Origin of the sequence: Sphingosinithalassobacter sp. CS137, from assembly GCF_014334115.1 — a bacterium.
Classification (GTDB): Bacteria; Pseudomonadota; Alphaproteobacteria; order Sphingomonadales; family Sphingomonadaceae; genus Sphingomonas.
The window spans coordinates 1,042,910-1,061,029 of the sequence record NZ_CP060494.1 but is presented as its reverse complement, the minus strand read 5'-3'; the positions used below and the strand labels follow the sequence as shown (position 1 = coordinate 1,061,029).

At 66.1% G+C, this 18,120-nt stretch carries 19 protein-coding genes; 12 read left to right on the top strand and 7 right to left on the bottom strand.

Annotated features, from left to right (window positions below; translation table 11 throughout):
* Positions 1 to 101 precede the first annotated feature (101 nt).
* A complete protein-coding gene (locus H7V21_RS05010; protein ID WP_188055769.1) occupies positions 102 to 521 on the bottom strand; it encodes a hypothetical protein in 420 nt (139 codons plus the stop codon).
* A gap of 117 nt (positions 522 to 638) precedes the next feature.
* On the opposite strand from H7V21_RS05010, the gene H7V21_RS05005 reads away from it, so the two are divergent.
* The 7 genes from H7V21_RS05005 to H7V21_RS04975 all read left to right on the top strand — a co-directional run bounded on the left by H7V21_RS05005 (position 639) and on the right by H7V21_RS04975 (position 8,311).
* Complete coding sequence (locus H7V21_RS05005; RefSeq protein ID WP_188055768.1) at positions 639 to 1,052, top strand: hypothetical protein; 414 nt, start codon at positions 639 to 641, stop codon at positions 1,050 to 1,052.
* A gap of 9 nt (positions 1,053 to 1,061) precedes the next feature.
* The gene (locus H7V21_RS05000; RefSeq protein ID WP_188055767.1) at positions 1,062 to 3,560 is read left to right on the top strand and encodes an HD domain-containing protein; all 2,499 of its coding nucleotides are present in this window, start codon (positions 1,062 to 1,064) and stop codon (positions 3,558 to 3,560) included.
* Positions 3,561 to 4,022: 462 nt separating this feature from the next.
* Positions 4,023 to 4,580 carry a CvpA family protein gene (locus tag H7V21_RS04995; RefSeq protein WP_188055766.1) on the top strand — a complete coding sequence of 186 codons (558 nt, stop codon included), beginning with the start codon at positions 4,023 to 4,025 and terminating at the stop codon, positions 4,578 to 4,580.
* A gap of 2 nt (positions 4,581 to 4,582) precedes the next feature.
* On the top strand, positions 4,583 to 5,713 hold the full coding sequence (locus tag H7V21_RS04990) for a glutathione S-transferase family protein (protein ID WP_188055765.1): 1,131 nt from the start codon (positions 4,583 to 4,585) through the stop codon (positions 5,711 to 5,713).
* Between the two features lie 56 nt (positions 5,714 to 5,769).
* Complete coding sequence (locus H7V21_RS04985) at positions 5,770 to 6,195, top strand: iron-sulfur cluster assembly scaffold protein (protein WP_188055764.1); 426 nt, start codon at positions 5,770 to 5,772, stop codon at positions 6,193 to 6,195.
* Positions 6,195 to 7,979, top strand: a complete 1,785-nt coding sequence (locus H7V21_RS04980) for a cation:proton antiporter (RefSeq protein ID WP_188055763.1) — start codon at positions 6,195 to 6,197, stop codon at positions 7,977 to 7,979. The genes H7V21_RS04985 and H7V21_RS04980 overlap by 1 nt, the downstream gene beginning before the upstream one ends.
* Positions 7,976 to 8,311 carry a DUF423 domain-containing protein gene (locus H7V21_RS04975; protein WP_188055762.1) on the top strand — a complete coding sequence of 112 codons (336 nt, stop codon included), beginning with the start codon at positions 7,976 to 7,978 and terminating at the stop codon, positions 8,309 to 8,311. The genes H7V21_RS04980 and H7V21_RS04975 overlap by 4 nt, the downstream gene beginning before the upstream one ends.
* Positions 8,312 to 8,315: 4 nt before the next feature.
* On the opposite strand, the gene H7V21_RS04970 is transcribed toward H7V21_RS04975, so the two are convergent.
* Both H7V21_RS04970 and H7V21_RS04965 read right to left on the bottom strand, forming a co-directional pair.
* Complete coding sequence (locus H7V21_RS04970) at positions 8,316 to 8,993, bottom strand: hypothetical protein (protein ID WP_188055761.1); 678 nt, start codon at positions 8,991 to 8,993, stop codon at positions 8,316 to 8,318.
* 18 nt (positions 8,994 to 9,011) lie between these two features.
* Positions 9,012 to 10,892 carry a M1 family metallopeptidase gene (locus tag H7V21_RS04965; RefSeq protein ID WP_188055760.1) on the bottom strand — a complete coding sequence of 627 codons (1,881 nt, stop codon included), beginning with the start codon at positions 10,890 to 10,892 and terminating at the stop codon, positions 9,012 to 9,014.
* 219 nt (positions 10,893 to 11,111) lie between these two features.
* On the opposite strand from H7V21_RS04965, the gene H7V21_RS04960 reads away from it, so the two are divergent.
* Complete coding sequence (locus H7V21_RS04960) at positions 11,112 to 11,438, top strand: hypothetical protein (RefSeq protein WP_188055759.1); 327 nt, start codon at positions 11,112 to 11,114, stop codon at positions 11,436 to 11,438.
* Between the two features lie 14 nt (positions 11,439 to 11,452).
* Here the strand turns inward: H7V21_RS04960 and aroB are convergent, their stop codons facing one another.
* Both aroB and H7V21_RS04950 read right to left on the bottom strand, forming a co-directional pair.
* Positions 11,453 to 12,559 (bottom strand): 3-dehydroquinate synthase, encoded by a 1,107-nt coding sequence (aroB, locus tag H7V21_RS04955; RefSeq protein WP_188055758.1) that lies wholly within the window; start codon positions 12,557 to 12,559, stop codon positions 11,453 to 11,455.
* On the bottom strand, positions 12,556 to 13,095 hold the full coding sequence (locus H7V21_RS04950; protein ID WP_188056366.1) for a shikimate kinase: 540 nt from the start codon (positions 13,093 to 13,095) through the stop codon (positions 12,556 to 12,558). Before H7V21_RS04950 ends, aroB begins: the two co-directional genes overlap by 4 nt.
* A gap of 245 nt (positions 13,096 to 13,340) precedes the next feature.
* Here H7V21_RS04950 and H7V21_RS04945 point away from each other — a divergent pair, with 245 nt between their 5' ends.
* The 3 genes from H7V21_RS04945 to H7V21_RS04935 all read left to right on the top strand — a co-directional run bounded on the left by H7V21_RS04945 (position 13,341) and on the right by H7V21_RS04935 (position 17,065).
* Positions 13,341 to 15,128, top strand: coding sequence for a hypothetical protein (locus H7V21_RS04945; protein WP_262504012.1), 1,788 nt, complete (start codon positions 13,341 to 13,343; stop codon positions 15,126 to 15,128).
* A gap of 55 nt (positions 15,129 to 15,183) precedes the next feature.
* Entirely contained in the window at positions 15,184 to 16,035 is an 852-nt protein-coding gene (locus H7V21_RS04940) for a tyrosine-type recombinase/integrase (protein WP_188056365.1), read from the top strand.
* A gap of 82 nt (positions 16,036 to 16,117) precedes the next feature.
* A complete protein-coding gene (locus H7V21_RS04935) occupies positions 16,118 to 17,065 on the top strand; it encodes an acetyl-CoA carboxylase carboxyltransferase subunit alpha (protein ID WP_188055756.1) in 948 nt (315 codons plus the stop codon).
* A gap of 101 nt (positions 17,066 to 17,166) precedes the next feature.
* Here the strand turns inward: H7V21_RS04935 and H7V21_RS04930 are convergent, their stop codons facing one another.
* Positions 17,167 to 17,334, bottom strand: coding sequence for a Flp family type IVb pilin (locus H7V21_RS04930; RefSeq protein WP_188055755.1), 168 nt, complete (start codon positions 17,332 to 17,334; stop codon positions 17,167 to 17,169).
* A 125-nt stretch (positions 17,335 to 17,459) separates the two neighbouring features.
* Positions 17,460 to 17,642: a Flp family type IVb pilin gene (locus tag H7V21_RS04925; protein WP_188055754.1), complete on the bottom strand. Its 183-nt coding sequence runs from the start codon at positions 17,640 to 17,642 to the stop codon at positions 17,460 to 17,462.
* Positions 17,643 to 17,726: 84 nt separating this feature from the next.
* Between H7V21_RS04925 and H7V21_RS04920 the strand changes: the two genes are divergently transcribed.
* On the top strand, positions 17,727 to 18,119 hold the full coding sequence (locus H7V21_RS04920) for a (deoxy)nucleoside triphosphate pyrophosphohydrolase (protein ID WP_188056364.1): 393 nt from the start codon (positions 17,727 to 17,729) through the stop codon (positions 18,117 to 18,119).
* Position 18,120 lies beyond the last annotated feature (1 nt).

Below are 18,120 nucleotides of genomic sequence, written 5' to 3'. Positions count from 1 at the left end.
GATCACACTAGGGTGGGCGAAGGGCGGGGCCCAAGGCAGTCCGTCGAAATAAGGGCGAAGGACAGAGCCCATCGGTCGAGGGGCCATCCGACGGGCGAGGGTCAGATCAGGCTAAATTGCGCCGGAGGAGGCGCGCTGGTCATCTGCTCGCGCAGGCGGCGCGCGAGCCGGTTGATCTGGAACACGAGGGCCACCTCGCCATCTTGCGGAAACGGCTCGCCTACACTTACCTGATCGCCGCTTAGGTATACCATTCCGGGAGTCTGCTGCTCTCGTACAATGGCCTCGACCGCCGCGAAGAAATCCTCTGCCGACTCCTGAAATCGAGAGATATCGAGGCTGAATTGAGCCATCGCCTCTCCGATTGCCGCTATGGCCACCAGCTCGGCGAAGCTATAGCCTTTCTTACGTCCGTCTCTTTTCGCAATCGGACGCAGCGCACCCTTCCAGTACCGCAGCTGCTCGCCAGTAATGCCGGCCAGCTCGGTCACTTGAGCAGTCTGAATAAGGATGCCGGCCACGTCCGAACTCGAATTGACGGGGGAAACAAAATGTGCTTGAAACCGTTTCGAACTGGGGTCAACCCCAGTTATGGATTGTAAGCTTTTCAGGCTAACGATCTCCGCAGAGGTGCTCACATGATCGACCGGTATGAGATAGCGGAGCTGCTAACCGCCCTCTGGCGTCTCGGCGCGCCTAACGAGCGCATGCCCAGTTCACACGGTATCCTTGATCGTGCGTTGTTCGAGCTGCGCGAAGAGCTGCCCGACGCGCTCGTCCGCGGACTGACCTTCTCCAACTCAAACGTAGGCCTGCGCTGCCTCCAGCTACCCTCCATCCTGCTGGCGGCGCAGGAGGCGCTGCTCACTAGCGAGCCGAACCCCACTTATTTATCGACGCAGGTGACGTTGGATGATGATCTTGCCCGACAGATCGCGGTTGGTGTGGGACTATCAACAAGTGAAGCGCGACGGCTCGGCGGCATGCTGCGTGACACCGTACACGTGATCAAAGGAGACATTGGAGCATCCCTGCAGCCGGTGGCTGCTTAGGGTGCACCCATGACAGGCTTCGTGCGGGCGCGGCTGCGCGGCGTTGCGCCTGACTTGTCAAACCGTCTGGACGCACTCGTCGGCGGTTGGACTGAGCCTCTGGCACGGCGGCTTGATCAAGGCACGCGGTCGCAATCCCGGCCAAAGCAGGTCAACGATCCAATTTGGGGAACGATTGAGCTGCTGCCCTGGGAAGTGGCACTGCTCGACACCGACTTGCTCCAGCGCATGCGTGGCGTGCGCCAGCTCGGTCTTGCCCAACTCGTTTTCCCGAGCGCCTGCCACGACAGGCTTGAGCACATCCTCGGGGTCATCGGTGCTGTCGAGGTCACGCTGGCGACACTGTCGCGTCAGATCGAGCGGCGGAACCGTGACCAGCCCGACAATCCCCTACCGGTCATCCGCGACGAGGATCGCTACTGCCTCCGTCTTGCGGCGCTATTCCACGATCTTGGCCACGGCCCGTTCAGCCACGCGACCGAACCTGTAATGGAACTCGACGCTGTCCTGCGCCCGATCGATCCGCAGGACGAGGCACCAGATTGGCGCCAGGACCTAAGCGCCTTGGCCGCAGAGTTGCTTGCGATCTATCAGTACAATTCTGAGCCCGCGATCTCCGAAATAATCGCCGTGATGATCCTCCTCTCGGAGCCGATCACCGCCATTCTCAATCGCCGGGAGTTCGGGCTTCCGGCCACGCTTCCCATCGGTGCTCTGCAAGACCGGCTGACGGCTGCGATCACGGGCGCGGTCGAAGGTCCAGGCGCCGACCATCTCACCGCCGTCGTCAGTGGCCAGCTCGACGCCGACAAGCTCGACTATCTTCAGCGCGATGCTCACCACGCTGGGCTTGAGATCGGATTCGACACCGACCGTCTGCTTTCCCGCCTCGAAATCCTCCAAGTGCGTGAAGAAAATATCGATGGCTCGCTCAAGGAGCTACGCGCCCGGGTAAAGCTTGCTCCGCACGAAACCTTACTCCAGCTTGGCATCGCCGCATCGGGTTTCGGCTCCTTCGAGCAGATGCTGATTGGCCGTACCTTCCTCTACGACCGCCTCTATCATCATCACAAGGTCAGGGCCGCTGAGGCAATGGCGCAGCGCTTGATCCTCATCGCCGAGCGGGACCGAACAGAGCGCTTCTCGCTCGAAGATTTGTTTGTGAATTTGGGCGACGACACCGTGCTGCGCCTCTTCGCTGGACATATTCGCCACGATCGCTTTCCCCCGCCGAGCCCATCGGCTGCCGCCCTCGCCAACGGCATCCTATCGCGAGAGCTTCTCCATCGCGCGTTTGCGCTACGAGGACGCTTCATCGGCGTGGCTCCCGATCTTGACCAAGAGCGCCAGGAGAACCGACGCCGCACCCTCTGGCTCAAGGTTGTGGCCGACTTAAAGACGCTGCGCGCGCGCTATGAGATTGGCGAGCGTATCCATGCCCTCGCTATCACCTGCGCCGAGGCGTTGATCGCGCACGGAATTGAGGTTGTGGACATGCAAGCAATGCGCGCCAAGCTCGTCGCATGCGGACCCGAACAGATCATCGTCGATCTCTCCTCACTAAAGGCCGACGCGATCAAGATCTTGGCGCGGTACCCCAATGGCTCGCTTCGTGTGCCGGAATTTTCCTTTAATCCAGTCAAATGGTCGAACGCCTACGAGCTGCAGAAGCGGACCAGCTACGTCTTCTGCCCCCGTGACGTAGTTCCGCTTATAGCACTCGCCGCCAAGCTCGAATTCTTCGCACGCTATGGAATCGTCCTGGCGCAGGAGGCGGACGGCTTCATCAAGGCGGATCGCGTGGTAAATGACGCGTGGATCGACGCCCTGCGGCAAGCAGGGGTGGTCGACACACGCGCCTTTGAGCATCTAACTACTAAGCGCATCTCACTCATCTCGGTCCAAGAGAAGGACCTAGCAGTCCCGCAACCATGGCTGGACGTAAATGAGGATTTCGGCATCGTCCTTGCTCAAAAACTAAATGCGGCGCTCAGGGGCGGCATTGCCGCCGAGCAGCTTGCCGAGCTGACTAACGCACTTACTGCGTTGTGGCGGATGATCGATGAATGGTACCGCAGTGGGAAGGTATCTGAGACCATCGCGGATGAGGCCGAGCTTCAGCGCTGGGTCGGCGCCTTCTTCTCCGCTGCCGGCATTCGTGTCACTGAGGCGCCCAAAGCCGGCGGCGGGATCACTGACCTGATCCTCAATGATACCATCGTGCTCGAGAACAAGCATAGCGGAGCTGCGGCAGAGCCCGTTCATGCCAAGGGCAGCGCCGGCATGCAGGGGCGCCGGTATGCAATCGCGCTCGACAAGCAGATCGTGCTCGTCGTGCATGCCTATAAGTCGAAGAGCATATTGCCCGACAAGCAGGACACCGCCTCAGTGCATCAGATCACGGATGGTGACCGTCGCGTGGAACTCCGCGTAGACCTTCCTTATGGTGCCCCGATCCCGTCCCGCGAGACCGAAGACAAGACAGCTCGTCGCCCTAATACCCAATGACGCGGGCTCGCCGTCAGTGTTAGCGCCACTAGAAACTCCACGGTGAGCGACTCTAATGAGCCTTCGCTTCGGGAGCGATGTAGGCCTTTGCGAGCGAGTAAGTCGTCAGGATAGCTGAACGAAGTCCGCTTCCCATGTTTCACCGGCCTGGAGCTGCCCGTCAGCTAACGGCCCAATTCCAGCCGCGTGCTTGCTCCCCAAAATTCCGCTGTCCTACACCCGCTCCGATCCCGTACACTCCGTCCCATGCCAACCCGCACTCGATCGGCGCTTCCCGCTCTTCATCGGGCGGGCGCAGGGGCCGCGCGGAGGGGGGGGTGTAGCGCTGCATTCGCTGCGTTCGGGTATCCTGATACCGCCGCCCCGGACATGCGACTCGCGGCCAGCCGTCGCCGCGCGCCACCTAGTCGCCCGCGCCGCTCCCGGGTATGTAGGCCGCCACATCACTCGCCGGGGCCGCGCATGACACTCACCGCTCTCGACATCATCGTGCTGCTGGCGATCGGCGGGTCGGCGGTGCTCGGGCTCTGGCGCGGCTTCGTCACCGAAGTGCTGGCGTTGCTCGCCTGGCTGTTCATCGTCGTCGCGATCCGCTTCTTCCACACGCCGCTGGCGCAGGCACTGGCAGAGCCGGTGGGCACGGTGCAGGGCGCCGCGGTGCTCGCCTTCGCGATCATCGCGGGGGTCACCTATTTCGGCGGGCGGATGGTGGCGAACGCGATCGGATCGCGCACGCGGCAGAGCTTCCTCGGCCCGATCGATCGCGCGCTGGGGCTGGGCTTCGGTGCGCTGAAGGGGCTGGTCCTCGTCAGCCTGGCGTTCCTGCTGCTCGCGCTGCTGATCGATACGGTGCGCGGCGGGCCCGCTCAGCGTCCCGACTGGATCACCACGTCGACCACCTATCCCCTGCTCAACAACACCAGCGCGAGCATCGCCGATTTCGTCGACCGGAGGCGGCGCGGCGAGCCGGTGTTCGGGCCGGAGGAGAATGAAACGAACGCCAGCGGGGAGGAACCGTGACGATGGAGTCCGTGATCCTCTACGGCGTCCCCCACTCGCTCTACACGGGCAAGACCCGCGCCTATCTGCGCAAGCAGGGCATCGCTTATGTCGAGCGGGCGCCAAGCGATCCGGCGTTTCGCGAACAGGTCGTGCCCGCGATCGGGCGCGGGATCATTCCGGTCGTGGTGCTGCCCGACGGCACGGTGATCCAGGATACGGTCGAGATCCTCGATCGGTTCGAAGCCGCGGGCGTCCCGCTCAGCGCGATCCCGCCGGGCGCGGCGCAGCGCGTGCTGGCGCATGTGCTCGAACTCTATGCCGTGGTCGGGCTCACGCGCCACGCAATGCATTATCGCTGGTCCTATCTCGACGATCAGCACGGCTTCCTGACCGATGCCTTCGCCGGCGGCTCCGGACCCGATGCGGCGGCGAAGGTGATGGCGCGCATGAACAGCTATCTGCCGATGCTGGGCGTGACGGCGGAGACGATCCCGGCGATCGAGGCGTCGTACGAGCGGCTGCTCGATCTCCTCGAAGCGCATTTCGCGCAGCATCCTTATCTGTTCGGCGGCCGGCCCTCGATCGGCGACTATGGGCTGCTGGGGCCGCTGTTCGCCCATCTCGGGCGCGATCCGGTGCCGGCGGGAATCATGAAGCGGCGCGCGCCGAAGGTGTTTCGCTGGGTCGAGCGGATGAACGCGCCCGATGCGGACATGCCCGAATATGGCGATCGGTCGTCCGACTGGCTCGCCGACGACTCGGTGCCGGAGACCGTCGAGGCGCTGCTGGCGCATGCCGGCGAAGAGCTGTTTCCCGAGCTTACCGACAAATGCGCCGCGCTTGCCGAGCATGTCGATGCCGCCGATCCGGTCGAGGGGGCGCCCGTCACCGCAAAGCCGCAGCAGCGGGTGATCGGGATGGTGGAGACCAGCTTCCGCGGCGCCCGCTATTCCAGCGGAGTGCAGCCGTACATGTTCTTCCTCTGGCAGCGCGTGACCGACGCCTTCGCGGCGTGCGACTCGGATGCGCAGGCGCGGATCCGGGCGCTTCTGGAGCGAACCGGGCTTGCCGGGCTGCTCGATGCCGAGCGTCCGATCCGGGTCGAACGCCGCGATCACATCGAGATATGGGGGGCGCGCCCGGCAGCGTAACGATCCCGCGTCGGAAGCCCTCGCGCTTGGCGCGTCGGTGCCCTACATGCGTTTTCGTGAACGCGCCGCTCTACAATACCCAGATCCTGCGCCTCGCCGCATCGGTCGCGCATCTTCAGCGGCTTGAAGCGCCGATGGGGACGAGCGAGAAGCGCTCGCCGGTGTGCGGGAGCCGAGTGACGGTCGATGTCGACCTCGACGCCGAGGGCCGCGTGGCGGCGCTGGGAATGGAGGTGCGGGCCTGCGCGCTCGGCCAGGCGTCGTCGGCGCTGATGGCGTCGCATGCGCTGGGCCGTACGCAGGACGAGCTCGCGGCGGCGGTCGATGCGCTCACGGGCTGGCTGGCGGGGGCATCCAGTGCCGCGCCCGATTGGCCGGGACTGGAGATATTCGTCCCTGCGCTGCCGCATCGTGCCCGCCATCCGTCGATCCGGCTGGCGTTCGAAGCAGCGGCCGAGGCCGCCGCGCAGGCGCGCCGCTGATGGACGAACACGGCGGCGGCCTGTCGTTGCTTCGCGATGGCGTCCCACTGCTGGGCTTCGGCCTGTTGTTCGTGCTCCTGTTCCGGCGGCTCGGGCTGGGGGCGACGCTCGGCTATCTGGTGGCCGGCGCGGTGGTCGGGCCCGCGGTGCTGGGGCTGGTGGGCGACGCCGAAGAGAAGATGGGCGTCGCCGAACTGGGCATCGCGCTGCTCCTGTTCCTCGTGGGCCTCGAACTGAGCCCCTCGCGGCTCTGGCGGATGCGGCACGACATCTTCGGCTTCGGTCTGCTGCAGGTCGCCTTATGTGGTCTGGCGATCACCGGGATCATTTTGGCCGCCACCGACTTCAGCCCCGCCGCCGCACTGGCGCTGGGCCTGCCGCTGGGGCTGTCCTCGACCGCCCAGGTGCTGCCGATGCTCCAGTCGGCCGGAAGGCTGCGTACCCCGGTGGGCGAGCGATCCTTCGCCACCCTGTTGTTTCAGGACATCTCGATCGTTCCGCTGCTCACGATCGTGGCGGCGCTTTCGCGCAATCCGGCGGACGCGGCGGGACCGCCTGGGTGGATGCTGGCGCTGTACACTGTCCTTGCGATCGTCGGACTGGTGCTCGCGGGCCGTTTCCTGCTGCGGCCGTTGTTCAAGCTGATCGGCAACATGGGCGAGCGCGAGATGTTCGTGTTCGCCGGGCTCTTCACTGTGATCGCCAGCGCCTCGTTGATGCAGTTGCTGGGTCTTTCGCCGGCGCTCGGCGCATTCGTAGCGGGCGTGATGCTTGCCGACACGCCCTATCGGCACGAGCTGGAGGCCGACGTCGAGCCGTTTCGATCGATCCTGCTGGGGTTGTTTTTCCTGGCGGTGGGCATGACGCTCGACCTGAACGCCATTGCCGAACGACCGCTGTTCGTCGCTGGAATGGCGGCGGCGCTGATCATCACGAAAACCGTTGTCATCACGTTGCTCGCGCGTGTCTTCGGCATGCCGTGGCGGCAGGGGCTCGGGGTCGGGCTGCTGCTCAGCCAGGGCGGTGAATTCGGTTTCGTGCTGTTCGCGCAGGCGCAGTCCGCGTATCTGATCGCGCCTGAGGCAGCGAGCGTGTTCGGCGCGATCGTAACGCTTTCGATGGCGACGACTCCGTTCCTGATGCTGGCGAGCAAGCGGTTTCGCGCCGAGCCCGAGCGCAGCACGCGCGAGGCGGCCGGCCCGCAGCACGACGGCGCGAGCGCGATCGTCGTCGGCTATGGGCGCTTCGGGCAGACGGTGGCGCAGATGCTGATCGGGCAGGGACTTTCGGTGACTCTGATCGACCGCGACGTGGAGATGATCGAGACCGCCGGCGATTTCGGCATGAAGGTCTATTACGGCGACGGTACCCGGCTCGACCTGCTGCGGCAGGCAGGAGCGGCGGACGCCGAGCTGCTGCTGTTCTGCATCGACGGCGATCAGCTCGACGCGGAAATGCTCCATTCGGTACATCAGGCCTTCCCCGACGCGGATCTTTTCGTCCGCGCGTTCGACCGGCGCAGCGTGATGAAGCTTCGCGGGGCGCCGTTGAGCGGTGTCGTGCGTGAAGTGCTCGAATCGGCGATCGCGATGGGGCGCCAGGCGCTTGACGCGGTCGGAGTCGACGAAGGCGAGATCGAGAAGACCGAGGCGGCCTATCGGCAGCGCGACATCGAGCGGCTGAAGGTCCAGAAGGAGACGGGCGATCTGTACGCCGCCCGCGATCATATGTTCAGTCAGGCGGCGCAGGCCGCCGAGCAACGAAAGGATGCGGAGCCGGGATGAACGGGTTGCTGTTGCTGACGGCGCTTTCGGGCGCATTGGCTGTCGGTGCGGGCGCGTTCGGCGCGCATGGCGTACAGGGACAGGCGGCCGAGTGGCTGCGTACCGGCGGACAGTATCAGCTGATCCATTCAGTCGCCGCGCTGGTCGCGCTTCAGATGGGAGCCCGCGCGCCGGCGTGGCTGTTTGTCGCCGGCGGATTCGTCTTTGCCGGCACGCTCTATCTGATGGCACTGGGATTGCCGCGATGGCTCGGTGCGATAACGCCGATCGGCGGGACGGCGCTGATTGTCGGCTGGCTATGGCTCGCGTGGAGCGCGCTCGGCCGGGCGTGATGCGTCAGAAGATGTAGGTGCAAACGGGCGGCTGAAGCGACGGCTGCGCGCCGAGATTGAACCCCTCGAGGATCAACCGCCGATCGGGGTTGAAGTAGGCGCGGCCGGAAAGGTCGAGATCGGGCGGAACGCGATTGCCGCCGTCGGTTGTCATCTCGAGCGCGCCGGTCGCCGGATCGTAGCGATAGCTGCCCCAATAATCGCGATAACGCTCGAACGGCTGGTAGGTGACCGAGAAGCGCCCTTCGCCGGTAAATTCGAGCTCGCCGACATGCTCGGCTCCCTCGCACCCCGATACCGATTGCTGACGCCGCCTGCCAGTCAATACCACTTCGTCTCTTCCGATCACGCGGACCGACGCCGTGACCGGCTCCTCGCCTACCTGATACGATATGGTGACGATCGTGCCCGGGTCGGCGTCCTCGGCGATCGTGAACGACCGCAGGTCGTGCGCCAGCGCGGCGGCGTCGGCCGGAGTAACTCTCCATGCGCTGGAGCACTCCTCCGGCTCGTCCTCGGGCGCATAGGGCAGGCCGCGCATCGCCCGGATCGGGATCGTCGCGCCCTGCCGCGCAGGCGTCTCCGGCACCTCCAGCCAATGCGCGAACGAGCCGGGGACGAAACAGGGATCGTCCTGGCCCGGCGCGAGCAGCAGCAGCGATGCGGCGAGCGAGACGATCATGCTTCTGCTTCCCTTTCGCTATTGCGCCGGTGCGGTGATGATCCGCTCGATCTGCGCTGCGGTGTTCGGATGATAGGTGGCGCGGGCGTTCGCGAACAGATCCTGCGCGATCGCCTTGCCCCAGTCGCCCTGCTCCATCAGCCCGGCGTAGAGCGGGCGGATCAGCAGCCCGCGGCCGACCCGGCCGGTGAAGTCGCGCAGCGACGGCAGTGCGGGCTCATAGCGGTTGGCGATGGAGAGTTCGAGCCAGGCCGAGCGGACATAGGCGTTGCTGGAGCGCGAGAGATCGAGCGTCGAATCGAGTTCTGTGAGGCGCTCCGCAGGCAGCTCGCGGGGGAGGCCGTTGAGGAAACGCAGCCACTCCTGCGTGCTCCACCCCTGGGTGTCGATCCGCGATACGGGCGCGCCCGAGCGAAACGCTTCGAGATCGGCGTCCACCGCCGCGAGGGTGGCCGATTCCACATGGACGGCGTTTTCGGGCAGGCCGGGCTGATAGGCCCAGCGGTCGAGCTGGAGGCGGCGCTCCAGTTCGGCGTCGCCCTCGATCAGATGCGCGCGGATGTCGGCCAGGAAGCCGGCGGTCGTCTGCGGCTGGAAGGCGTGGCGATCGAAATAGCCCCGTAGATATGCGTCGAACCGCTCGCGCCCGACGATGTTCTCGATCGTTCGCAGGAACACCGATCCCTTGAAATAGTCGAGCTGGCCGAAGGTCGCGCCCGGCTCCCCGTGGAGCCGCGTCGTCGGTGCATCGGCGCCGCCGGCGGCTTCGATGTCGCGCTCGAGGCCGTCCCAGTCGAGATCCGAATACATGGCGGCGCGCTCGGGCCCATAGAGCGCCTCCATGATACGGTTCTCGAAATAGGTGGTGAAGCCTTCGTTGAGCCAGCTGTCCGACCAGGTGGCGTTGGTGACGAGATTGCCCGACCAGCTGTGCGCTAGTTCGTGCGCGACGACGTCGGTGTTCGAACGATCGCCGGTGAGCAGCGTCGGCGTCAGGAAAGTGAGCATCGGATTTTCCATCCCGCCATAGGGGAAGGAAGGCGGCAGCAGCAGCATGTCATAGCGGCCCCAGCGATAGGGCCCGTACAGCGCTTCGGCGGCATCGATCATTGCCTCCACGTCGCCGAATTCATAGGCGGCGGCATCAAGCATCGTCGGTTCGGTCCACACACCCGAGCGCGGTCCGAGTTCGCGGAACGCCAGATCGCCGACTGCCAACGCGATCAAATAGGGCGGCACCGGCCGGGTCATGCGGAAGCGATAGCTTTCGCGCCCTTCACCAGCCGCAACGCCTTCGGGCGTCAGCATCTCGGCGCTCATGACGGCGACGAGGTCGTCGGGCACGGTGACTGTCGCATCCCAGGTCTGGCGGATGCCGGGGCTGTCCTGGGTGGGAATCCAGCTACGATTGTTGATCGGCTGGCCCTGGCTGAACAGATAGGGCTGCTGCTTTCCCGCCGTCAGTTCGGGCGACAGCCACTGCAGTGCGCTTGCGCCTGGCTTGGAGGAATAGCGAACGGTTATCCGCTCGGCGTCGTCGAGCGTCACCGTCAGCGGGGCGCCGAGCTGCGGATCGTCCGCGCCGAGGCGCCAAGCGAGCGGGCGGCCGTCTTCGGCGGTGACGCTTTCGATATCGAGCTCGTCGGTGTCGAGCACGATCTCCTCCGCACCGGGCGCTGCCAGGACGTCGAGCGTGGCGGTGCCGCGCATCACCTTGCGTTGGAAGTCCGCCGTGAGGTCGAGATCGACGTGAGTCACGCGCGCCACTTCGGGCCGGGCATAGGTCCAAACATCGCGCGCATCGGGCGTGGTGAGGATGGGGGCGGGGGATACGCCCTCCTGCGCCGCGGCGGGGGCGACGAGCAGCGTGGCGGCGAGGGCAGGGAACAGAAAGCGCATCGAAGTCATTCTCGCTGGAGAGGGCAATCTGGATGAGCCGGACCTTAAGCAGCACGACCGCGCGGGGCAATGCGTGGCTCAGGCGGGATCAGTCGAGCCGCTTTTGGCTGGACCGCACAAGGCAGAGGAATAGGCTTTAGGCACATCCGGCGCCGATCGGCGTCCCCGGGGGCTCGCTATCCGGGCGTGTCCCTCCCGTTCCAACAGGAGAACGCTCCGATGAAGCTCAGCGACGATCAGGTCGAAACGATCCAGGCCAAGACGGGCCTTACCCCCATTCCGCAGGAAGCAGCCGCTGAATCGGGCCTCGAAAGCCATTTCGGCGACAACACCTTCTATCTCGACAGCCAAGGCGTCTACGTCTTCGAGGAAATTCGTTCCGAGGGCGATGGCGTGCAGGCTGTGGTTCCGCCCGAAGAGGCGACCGGCGAGAGCGTAACGGCGGTCCAGATCGCGGCGGTCGAGCAGGGCGAGGAAGACGGTGCGGTGAGCGTCCGCTCGATACAGCCGCAGGCGACAACGTTGACGGTAGCGCTGGTCGAATAGCCGCACGTCGGCGTTCAGGCCGCCGCGCGTTCCGCGTTCAGAAATGCGGCCACCTCGCTGAGCGAGACGCTGCGATCAAGGTAGGTTTCGCCGATGCCGCGTGCGAGCAGGAAGGGGAGGGTGCCGCCCTCCATCTTCTTGTCGTGGCGCATGTGCGCGACGAGTGTGTCGCCGTCGGCGCGAACCTCGGCGCCGTTCAGTCCATCCGGTAAACCGATATTCTGAAGATGGTGCGATACGCGCTCGGCATCTTCACGCGCACAGATCCCTTGCGCTGCCGAGAAGCCGAAGGCCAGTGCCATCCCCGCCGCCACTGCCTCGCCGTGCAGTAGTTTGCTGGAAAAACCAGTTTCTGCTTCCAGCGCGTGGCCGAAGGTGTGGCCGAGATTGAGCAGGGCGCGACGGCCACTGGTCTCGCGCTCGTCCTCGGCGACGATGCGCGCCTTGGCGGCGACGGAATGGGCGATGGCATATTGACGCGCTGCTGGATCTCCGGCGAGCAGCGCCGGGGCGTTCGCGTCGCACCAGCCGAAAAAGTCCGGATCGTCGATCAGCCCATATTTGACGACTTCGGCATAGCCGGCGCGCAGTTCGCGGGCGGGCAACGTGTCGAGCACCTGCGGGTCGATCAGCACGACCCCGGGCTGGTGGAAGGCGCCGATGAGATTCTTGCCGGAGCGCGTGTTGATCGCAGTCTTGCCGCCCACCGAGCTATCGACCTGGGCCAGCAGTGTAGTGGGGATCTGCACGAAATTGCAGCCGCGCTTCAGGATTGCGCTCGCGAAGCCGACGAGATCGCCGATCACCCCACCTCCCAGCGCGATCACATGATCGCTCCGCTCGATGCCGAGCGCGAGCAGCCGGTCGGTCAGCTCCTCCAGAGTCTGCCAGCTTTTCGAGCCTTCTCCAGGCGGGAGCACGATTGCCTCGCTCGCAATGCCTGCGGCGGTGAGGCTCGCCTGGAGGGTCGCGAGGTGAGGCGCGAGATTCGTGTCGGTCACTACCGGCATTAGGCGGCCGTTCGCCAACGGTGCGAGCGTAGCGCCCGCGCGGGCGAGCAAGCCCGCCTCGATCCGCACTTCATAGCTGCGTGCGCCGAGCGCGACGGGAACGACGGTCATTTGCCGATGACTTTCAGGATGGCGTTGACGGTGGCATCGTGCGGCGCGGCGATGCTTTCGACCCGCACCGGAGCCAGCGCGTAATAGGGATTGCGCACGCGCGCCAGTTCCTCGAGCACCGCCAACGGATCGCGGCCGCGCAGCAGCGGGCGCGTATCCCGTCGCCGCACGCGTTCAGCCAGGACCTTCGGCTCGGCGTCGAGCCAGATCGCCAGTGTCTGATCCAGGATCAGCGCGCGGGTCTTCTCGTTCAGAAAGGCGCCGCCCCCGGTTGCGATCACTTTGGGCGAGCCGTCGATCAGGCGCGCGATCACGCGGCGTTCGCCGTCCCGAAAGTGCGCCTCGCCGAAGCGTTCGAAGATATCGGAGACCGACATGCCCGCCGCCGCCTCGATCTCGTGATCCGCATCGACGAAGGGTAGCCGCAGCCGCTGCGCCAGGCGCCGCCCGACCGTTGTCTTGCCCACTCCCATCAATCCGACGAGGACGATGGGCCGGTCCTTCCAGAGCGGATCGGCGGGGCGGGTTTGTAACATGACGGCAGGGGCTATACAGCGAGGCCAGCTGTCGGGCAAAAGGCCGCGCACACCGGTTTCACTGTTCACGGACCCGCACCTCATGTCCCGTTCGCTCGTCGTGCTGATCGTCGTCCTGCTGCTGCTGGTCGTCGGATTGTTCCTCCTGTCCAGCCGCGACACCAGCACGGAACCGGTCCGCGTCGAGAAGGTCGTATCGCTTGAAAATCTCACGCAATAGCGCGGCAGCTGGGGCGGTCGCTGCGATGCTGCTGCTCGGCGCGGGAATTCCCGCGCTGGGGCAGGACGCGCAGGACGCGCCCGAATCGCTGCTGCCGCCCGGCTTCGACCAGCCTGCGCCTGCGCCGGTGCCGCGCCCGACGCGCGCGCCCGATTCGCCGGCTCCCGCGCCGGCACCTGCTCCGGCGCCCGCGCCGCCGCCTGCAGCGGCACCGCCGAGCGGAGACTCGGAAGCCGCCGATCGACAGCCGGACGATCCCGAGGCGGAAGCAGCTCGGCGTGCCCAGCGTGCGGCGCAGCTCGCGCGCTATGATATGCCCGATTTCGCGAAGCGATCGACGGCTCGGATCGGTGCGGTAGCCTGGGGTAACCCGGGCTTCGGGGCAGCCAGCTTCGGTCCTGCCGATGGCCGCTATCTGCAGACGCTGATGCGCAGGCTCGATGCCCCCATCGCGTCACGCTGGCTGTCGATCGCACTGCGCCGTGCGCTGATGTCGCCGGTCGATACGCCGCGCGGGGTGACCGGTCCTGATTTCGCCGCCGAGCGCGCCTGGCTGCTGCTGCGGATGGGGGAGCCGATCGCCGCGCGCGCCGTGCTGCAGAGCGTCGATGTGGAGAATTATACGCCGAAGATGCTTCAGGTAGCGATGCAGGTGGCGCTGGCAACGGGTGATCCGGCCGCGCTCTGCCCGTTCGCCGAGCGAGGCGCCGGCCGGATTGGGGCGCGCGGGTGGAGGCTGGCCGAGGCGATGTGCGCGGGACTCGCCGGCCGGCCTCAGCGCGCCGGCGAATTGCTCGAGGAAGCGACGCGCCGCGGCGGCGGCGACGATATCGACACGCTGCTCGCCGAAAAGGTCGTCGGCACCGGATCGCGCGGCCAGCGCGCCGTGACGATCGAGTGGGACGGCGTCGGCGAGCTCACGGCATGGCGATATGGCCTTGCGACCGCGACCGGAGTGGAAATTCCCGACCGGCTGTTCGCCACCGTCGGCCCGCAGGTCCGCTATTGGTATGCACTCTCGCCGACTCCCGAGTCGCGCGCCCGTGCGCAGGCGGCGGAGCTCGCCGCGGCGAACGGCGTCTTCTCCAGCGTCGGGCTGGTCGATCTCTATGGCGAGATCGAAGAGCAGGACGACGGCAACAGCGACGAGGCAGGCGTCGCGCGCGATCTGCGCCGCGCCTTCGCCTCGGCCGACGCCGACGATCGAGTCGCGGCGATGCGCAGCCTGTGGAACGCCGCGCGCGACGAGCGGGCGCGCTATGGCCGGCTGGTGCTGACGGCGCGTGCCGCCGCGGCGCTGCCGCCGTCGCCCGAGCTGCGCGACGCGAGCGACATGCTGATCGCATCGATGCTGACAGCGGGGTTCGCGGGCCGCGCGCAAGCGTGGCGCGACATCGTCGAGCGCGGCAGCGACGGCTGGGCGATGCTGACCTTGGCCGATCCCGCACCGACGGCGCCGGTTTCCTACTCGGACGCGGATTCCTATCGCGCCAATTTCGACCGGCGCAAGGCGCAGCTCTTCCTCGCCGGGCTGGCGGGCCTGGGCCGCATGGAAGCGCAGGACGCGCAGCGCATGGCCCGGGCGCTCGATGTCGAGATCGGTGCGGAGAACATCTGGACGCGGGAAATCAACGCAGCCGGCCGGCGCGACGAATCCGCGCATGCGACGCTGCTTGCTGCGGTCGGGATGCAGACGCACGACTGGAGCCGAGTTACGCCCGCCGCGCTGTTTCATATCGTTGCGAGCCTGCGCGCCGCCGGGCTGGAGGATTATGCCCGGATGATCGCGGTCGAAGCGATTACTCGGGCGTGAGCGCGCGAGCGTGACCGCGCTCACGGACGCCGCGCTGATCGAACGATTTCTGGAGATGATGGCCGCCGAAGCAGGCGCGGCGGCAAATACCATCGCGGCCTATGGCAGTGATCTGCGGCTCGCGTCCGAGTTTCTGAGCGGGCGGCTCGGCGAAGCCGACGAAGCGGATCTTGAACGGCTCGGTACGCAGTGGCAGCCGCTGGCGCGCGCGACGGCGGCGCGTAAGTCCGCCGCGCTCCGGCGCTTCTATGCCTTTCTGGCCGATGAGCAGCTGCGCGCGGACGATCCCGGCGCCGCGCTGCCGCGCCCGGCAGCGGCGCGCCCATTGCCGAAGATCCTGTCAACGCTCGAAGTCGACCGCCTGTTCGCTGCGATCGCGGAGCGGATCGCGCGCGTTCCGCCCGATCCGCGCGACCTGCGCCTCTCCGCACTCGTCGAGCTGCTCTACGGGTCTGGGCTGCGGGCGAGCGAACTGGTCGGACTGCCGCGCAATGCGGTCGCGCCCGATCGGCCATATCTCATTCTGAAGGGCAAGGGCGGCAGGGAGCGGCTGGTGCCGATCTCCGATCGGGCGCGGGCGGCCGTGGCTGCGTGGCGGACGCATGTGGATGCGGACCGGCCATGGCTGTTTCCCTCGGGCAAAGGGCATTTGTCGCGCGTGCGCCTGTACCAGATCCTGCGCGGGCTGGCTGCCGAGGCGGGAATCGCGCCCGAGCGCGTAAGTCCGCACGTGCTGCGGCACGCTTTCGCGACTCACCTGCTCGAAGGTGGGGCGGATCTGCGCGCGCTGCAGGCGATGCTGGGCCATGCTGACATCGCCACCACCGAAATTTACACCCATGTCGACAGCCGCCGGCTGGTCGAGCTGGTGAACACCCGGCATCCCCTTGCGGACGTGCCGCGTTGACGCAGTGACACGCGCGCCCTAGGCCGCACCTAGCGCTCGGGACGAGCGGGAATATGGTGGAACGACGGGATTCAGCGGCCGAATGGCAACGTTTCTGGACTTTGAAAAGCCGATTGCCGAGCTGCAGAGCCGGATCAACGAGTTGCGCGAAACCGCCGCCGGAGGCGAAGTCGACATCGCGGCCGAGATCGCACGGCTGCAGGCGAAATCGGACAAGTTTCTGAAGGACGCCTATTCCAAGCTGACGCCCTGGCAGAAGACGCTGGTGGCGCGGCATCCCGAGCGGCCGCACTTCAAACACTATGTCGCGGGGCTGATCGAGGATTTCACGCCGCTGGGCGGCGACCGCGCCTTCGCCGACGATGCCGCGATCATCGGCGGCCTCGGGCGATTTCGGGGGCGTCGGGTGCTTGTGATCGGCCATGAGAAGGGCGACGATACCGCGAGCCGGCTCAAGCACAATTTCGGGATGGGCAAGCCCGAAGGCTATCGCAAGGCGATCCGGCTGATGCGGCTGGCCGACAAGTTCGGGCTGCCGATCATCACGCTGGTCGATACGTCGGGCGCGTTTCCAGGCGTGCAGGCCGAAGAGCGCGGTCAGGCGGAGGCGATCGCACGCTCGACCGAGCAGTGCCTTAGCGTCGGCGTTCCGGTGATCGCGTCGATCTTGGGTGAAGGCGGATCAGGCGGTGCCGTGGCGCTGGCTGCGGGCAACAGCGTGCTGATGATGGAGCATGCGGTCTATTCGGTGATTTCCCCCGAAGGCTGCGCCTCGATCCTTTGGCGCACCGCGGAAAAGGCCGCCGATGCGGCCGAGGCAATGAAAGTGACCGCACAGCATCTGAAAGAGCTGCGCGTCGTCGACACCGTCGTGCCGGAGCCGCTGGGCGGCGCGCATCGCGACTCTGCGGCCGCGATCGCGGCGCTTGGCGATGCGATCGCGGTTGCGCTGGCACAGTATGAAGGAATGCCGCGCGAGGGGCTGCGCCAGGCGCGCCGGGCGAAGTTCCTGGCGATGGGTCGCGCCTGAGCTCAGCCGGGTCGGAGCGCGTCCTTCGGTGTTCTGCAAATGCAAAAAGGGCGGCGAGACCCTTGTCTCGCCGCCCTTTCCGGTATCGTTCGAAAGGAGTCTTACGACGCCTTCATGTTCGACGTCACGTTGCCGAAGGTCTTGTTGAGCTGATTGCCCAGACCCTGCATCGCGGCGATGGCGGCGACGGCGATCAGCGCGGCGATCAGGCCGTACTCGATTGCGGTGGCGCCCTTGTTGTTCTTCAGGAAAGCACGAATCTTCTGCATACCGGTCTCCATCGTTCCAATGGTTGCTTCAGTCACCCGGCCGATCCGGAGAACCGGTTCGGCACGATCGACGCTAGCGACCGGACGTTAAGAAACTCTAAGCGAGAGAAGGGCGCCGCTAAGGATCAGCCGGCAGTCTGGACCTTTGCGCTCACATTGTTCCACATGCCGGAAGTCACGCCGCCCAGTTCGACGATGCTGGCAATGATCGCTACGACGATGAGGGCGAGGATGAATCCATATTCCACTGCTGTCGCCGCCTTGGGGCTGTGGATCAGCTCCTTCGCGAAGTTCAGCAGCGGCCGCATCGACATCCCTCTTTTCCAGAGCTCGACTGGCTGTAGCGAAGAAATGGTAATGAAGTGCTTAAGGAACGTTGCGTGACCATACCCATGCTCTTTGTCGTGGCGGCCGCGCTGGTGGATGCGGACGGCCGGGTGCTGGTTCAGCAGCGTCCGCCGGGCAAGCCGATGGCGGGACTTTGGGAATTTCCCGGCGGCAAGGTGGAGCACGGCGAAGCGCCCGAGGCTGCCCTTGCGCGCGAACTGACGGAGGAACTGGGGATCGGAGTAGAAACCGCATGCCTGGCGCCCGCCACCTTCGCGAGCGAACCGCTCGGCGAGCGGCACCTGCTGTTGCTGCTTTATGCCTTGCGTAAATGGAGCGGAGTGCCCGAGGCGCGACACGCAAGCGCGCTGCGGTGGCTGCGGCCGGTCGAACTGCATCGGCTGGAGATGCCGCCCGCGGACAAGCCGCTGATCGGGCTGCTCGAGGCGCTGGTCTAGG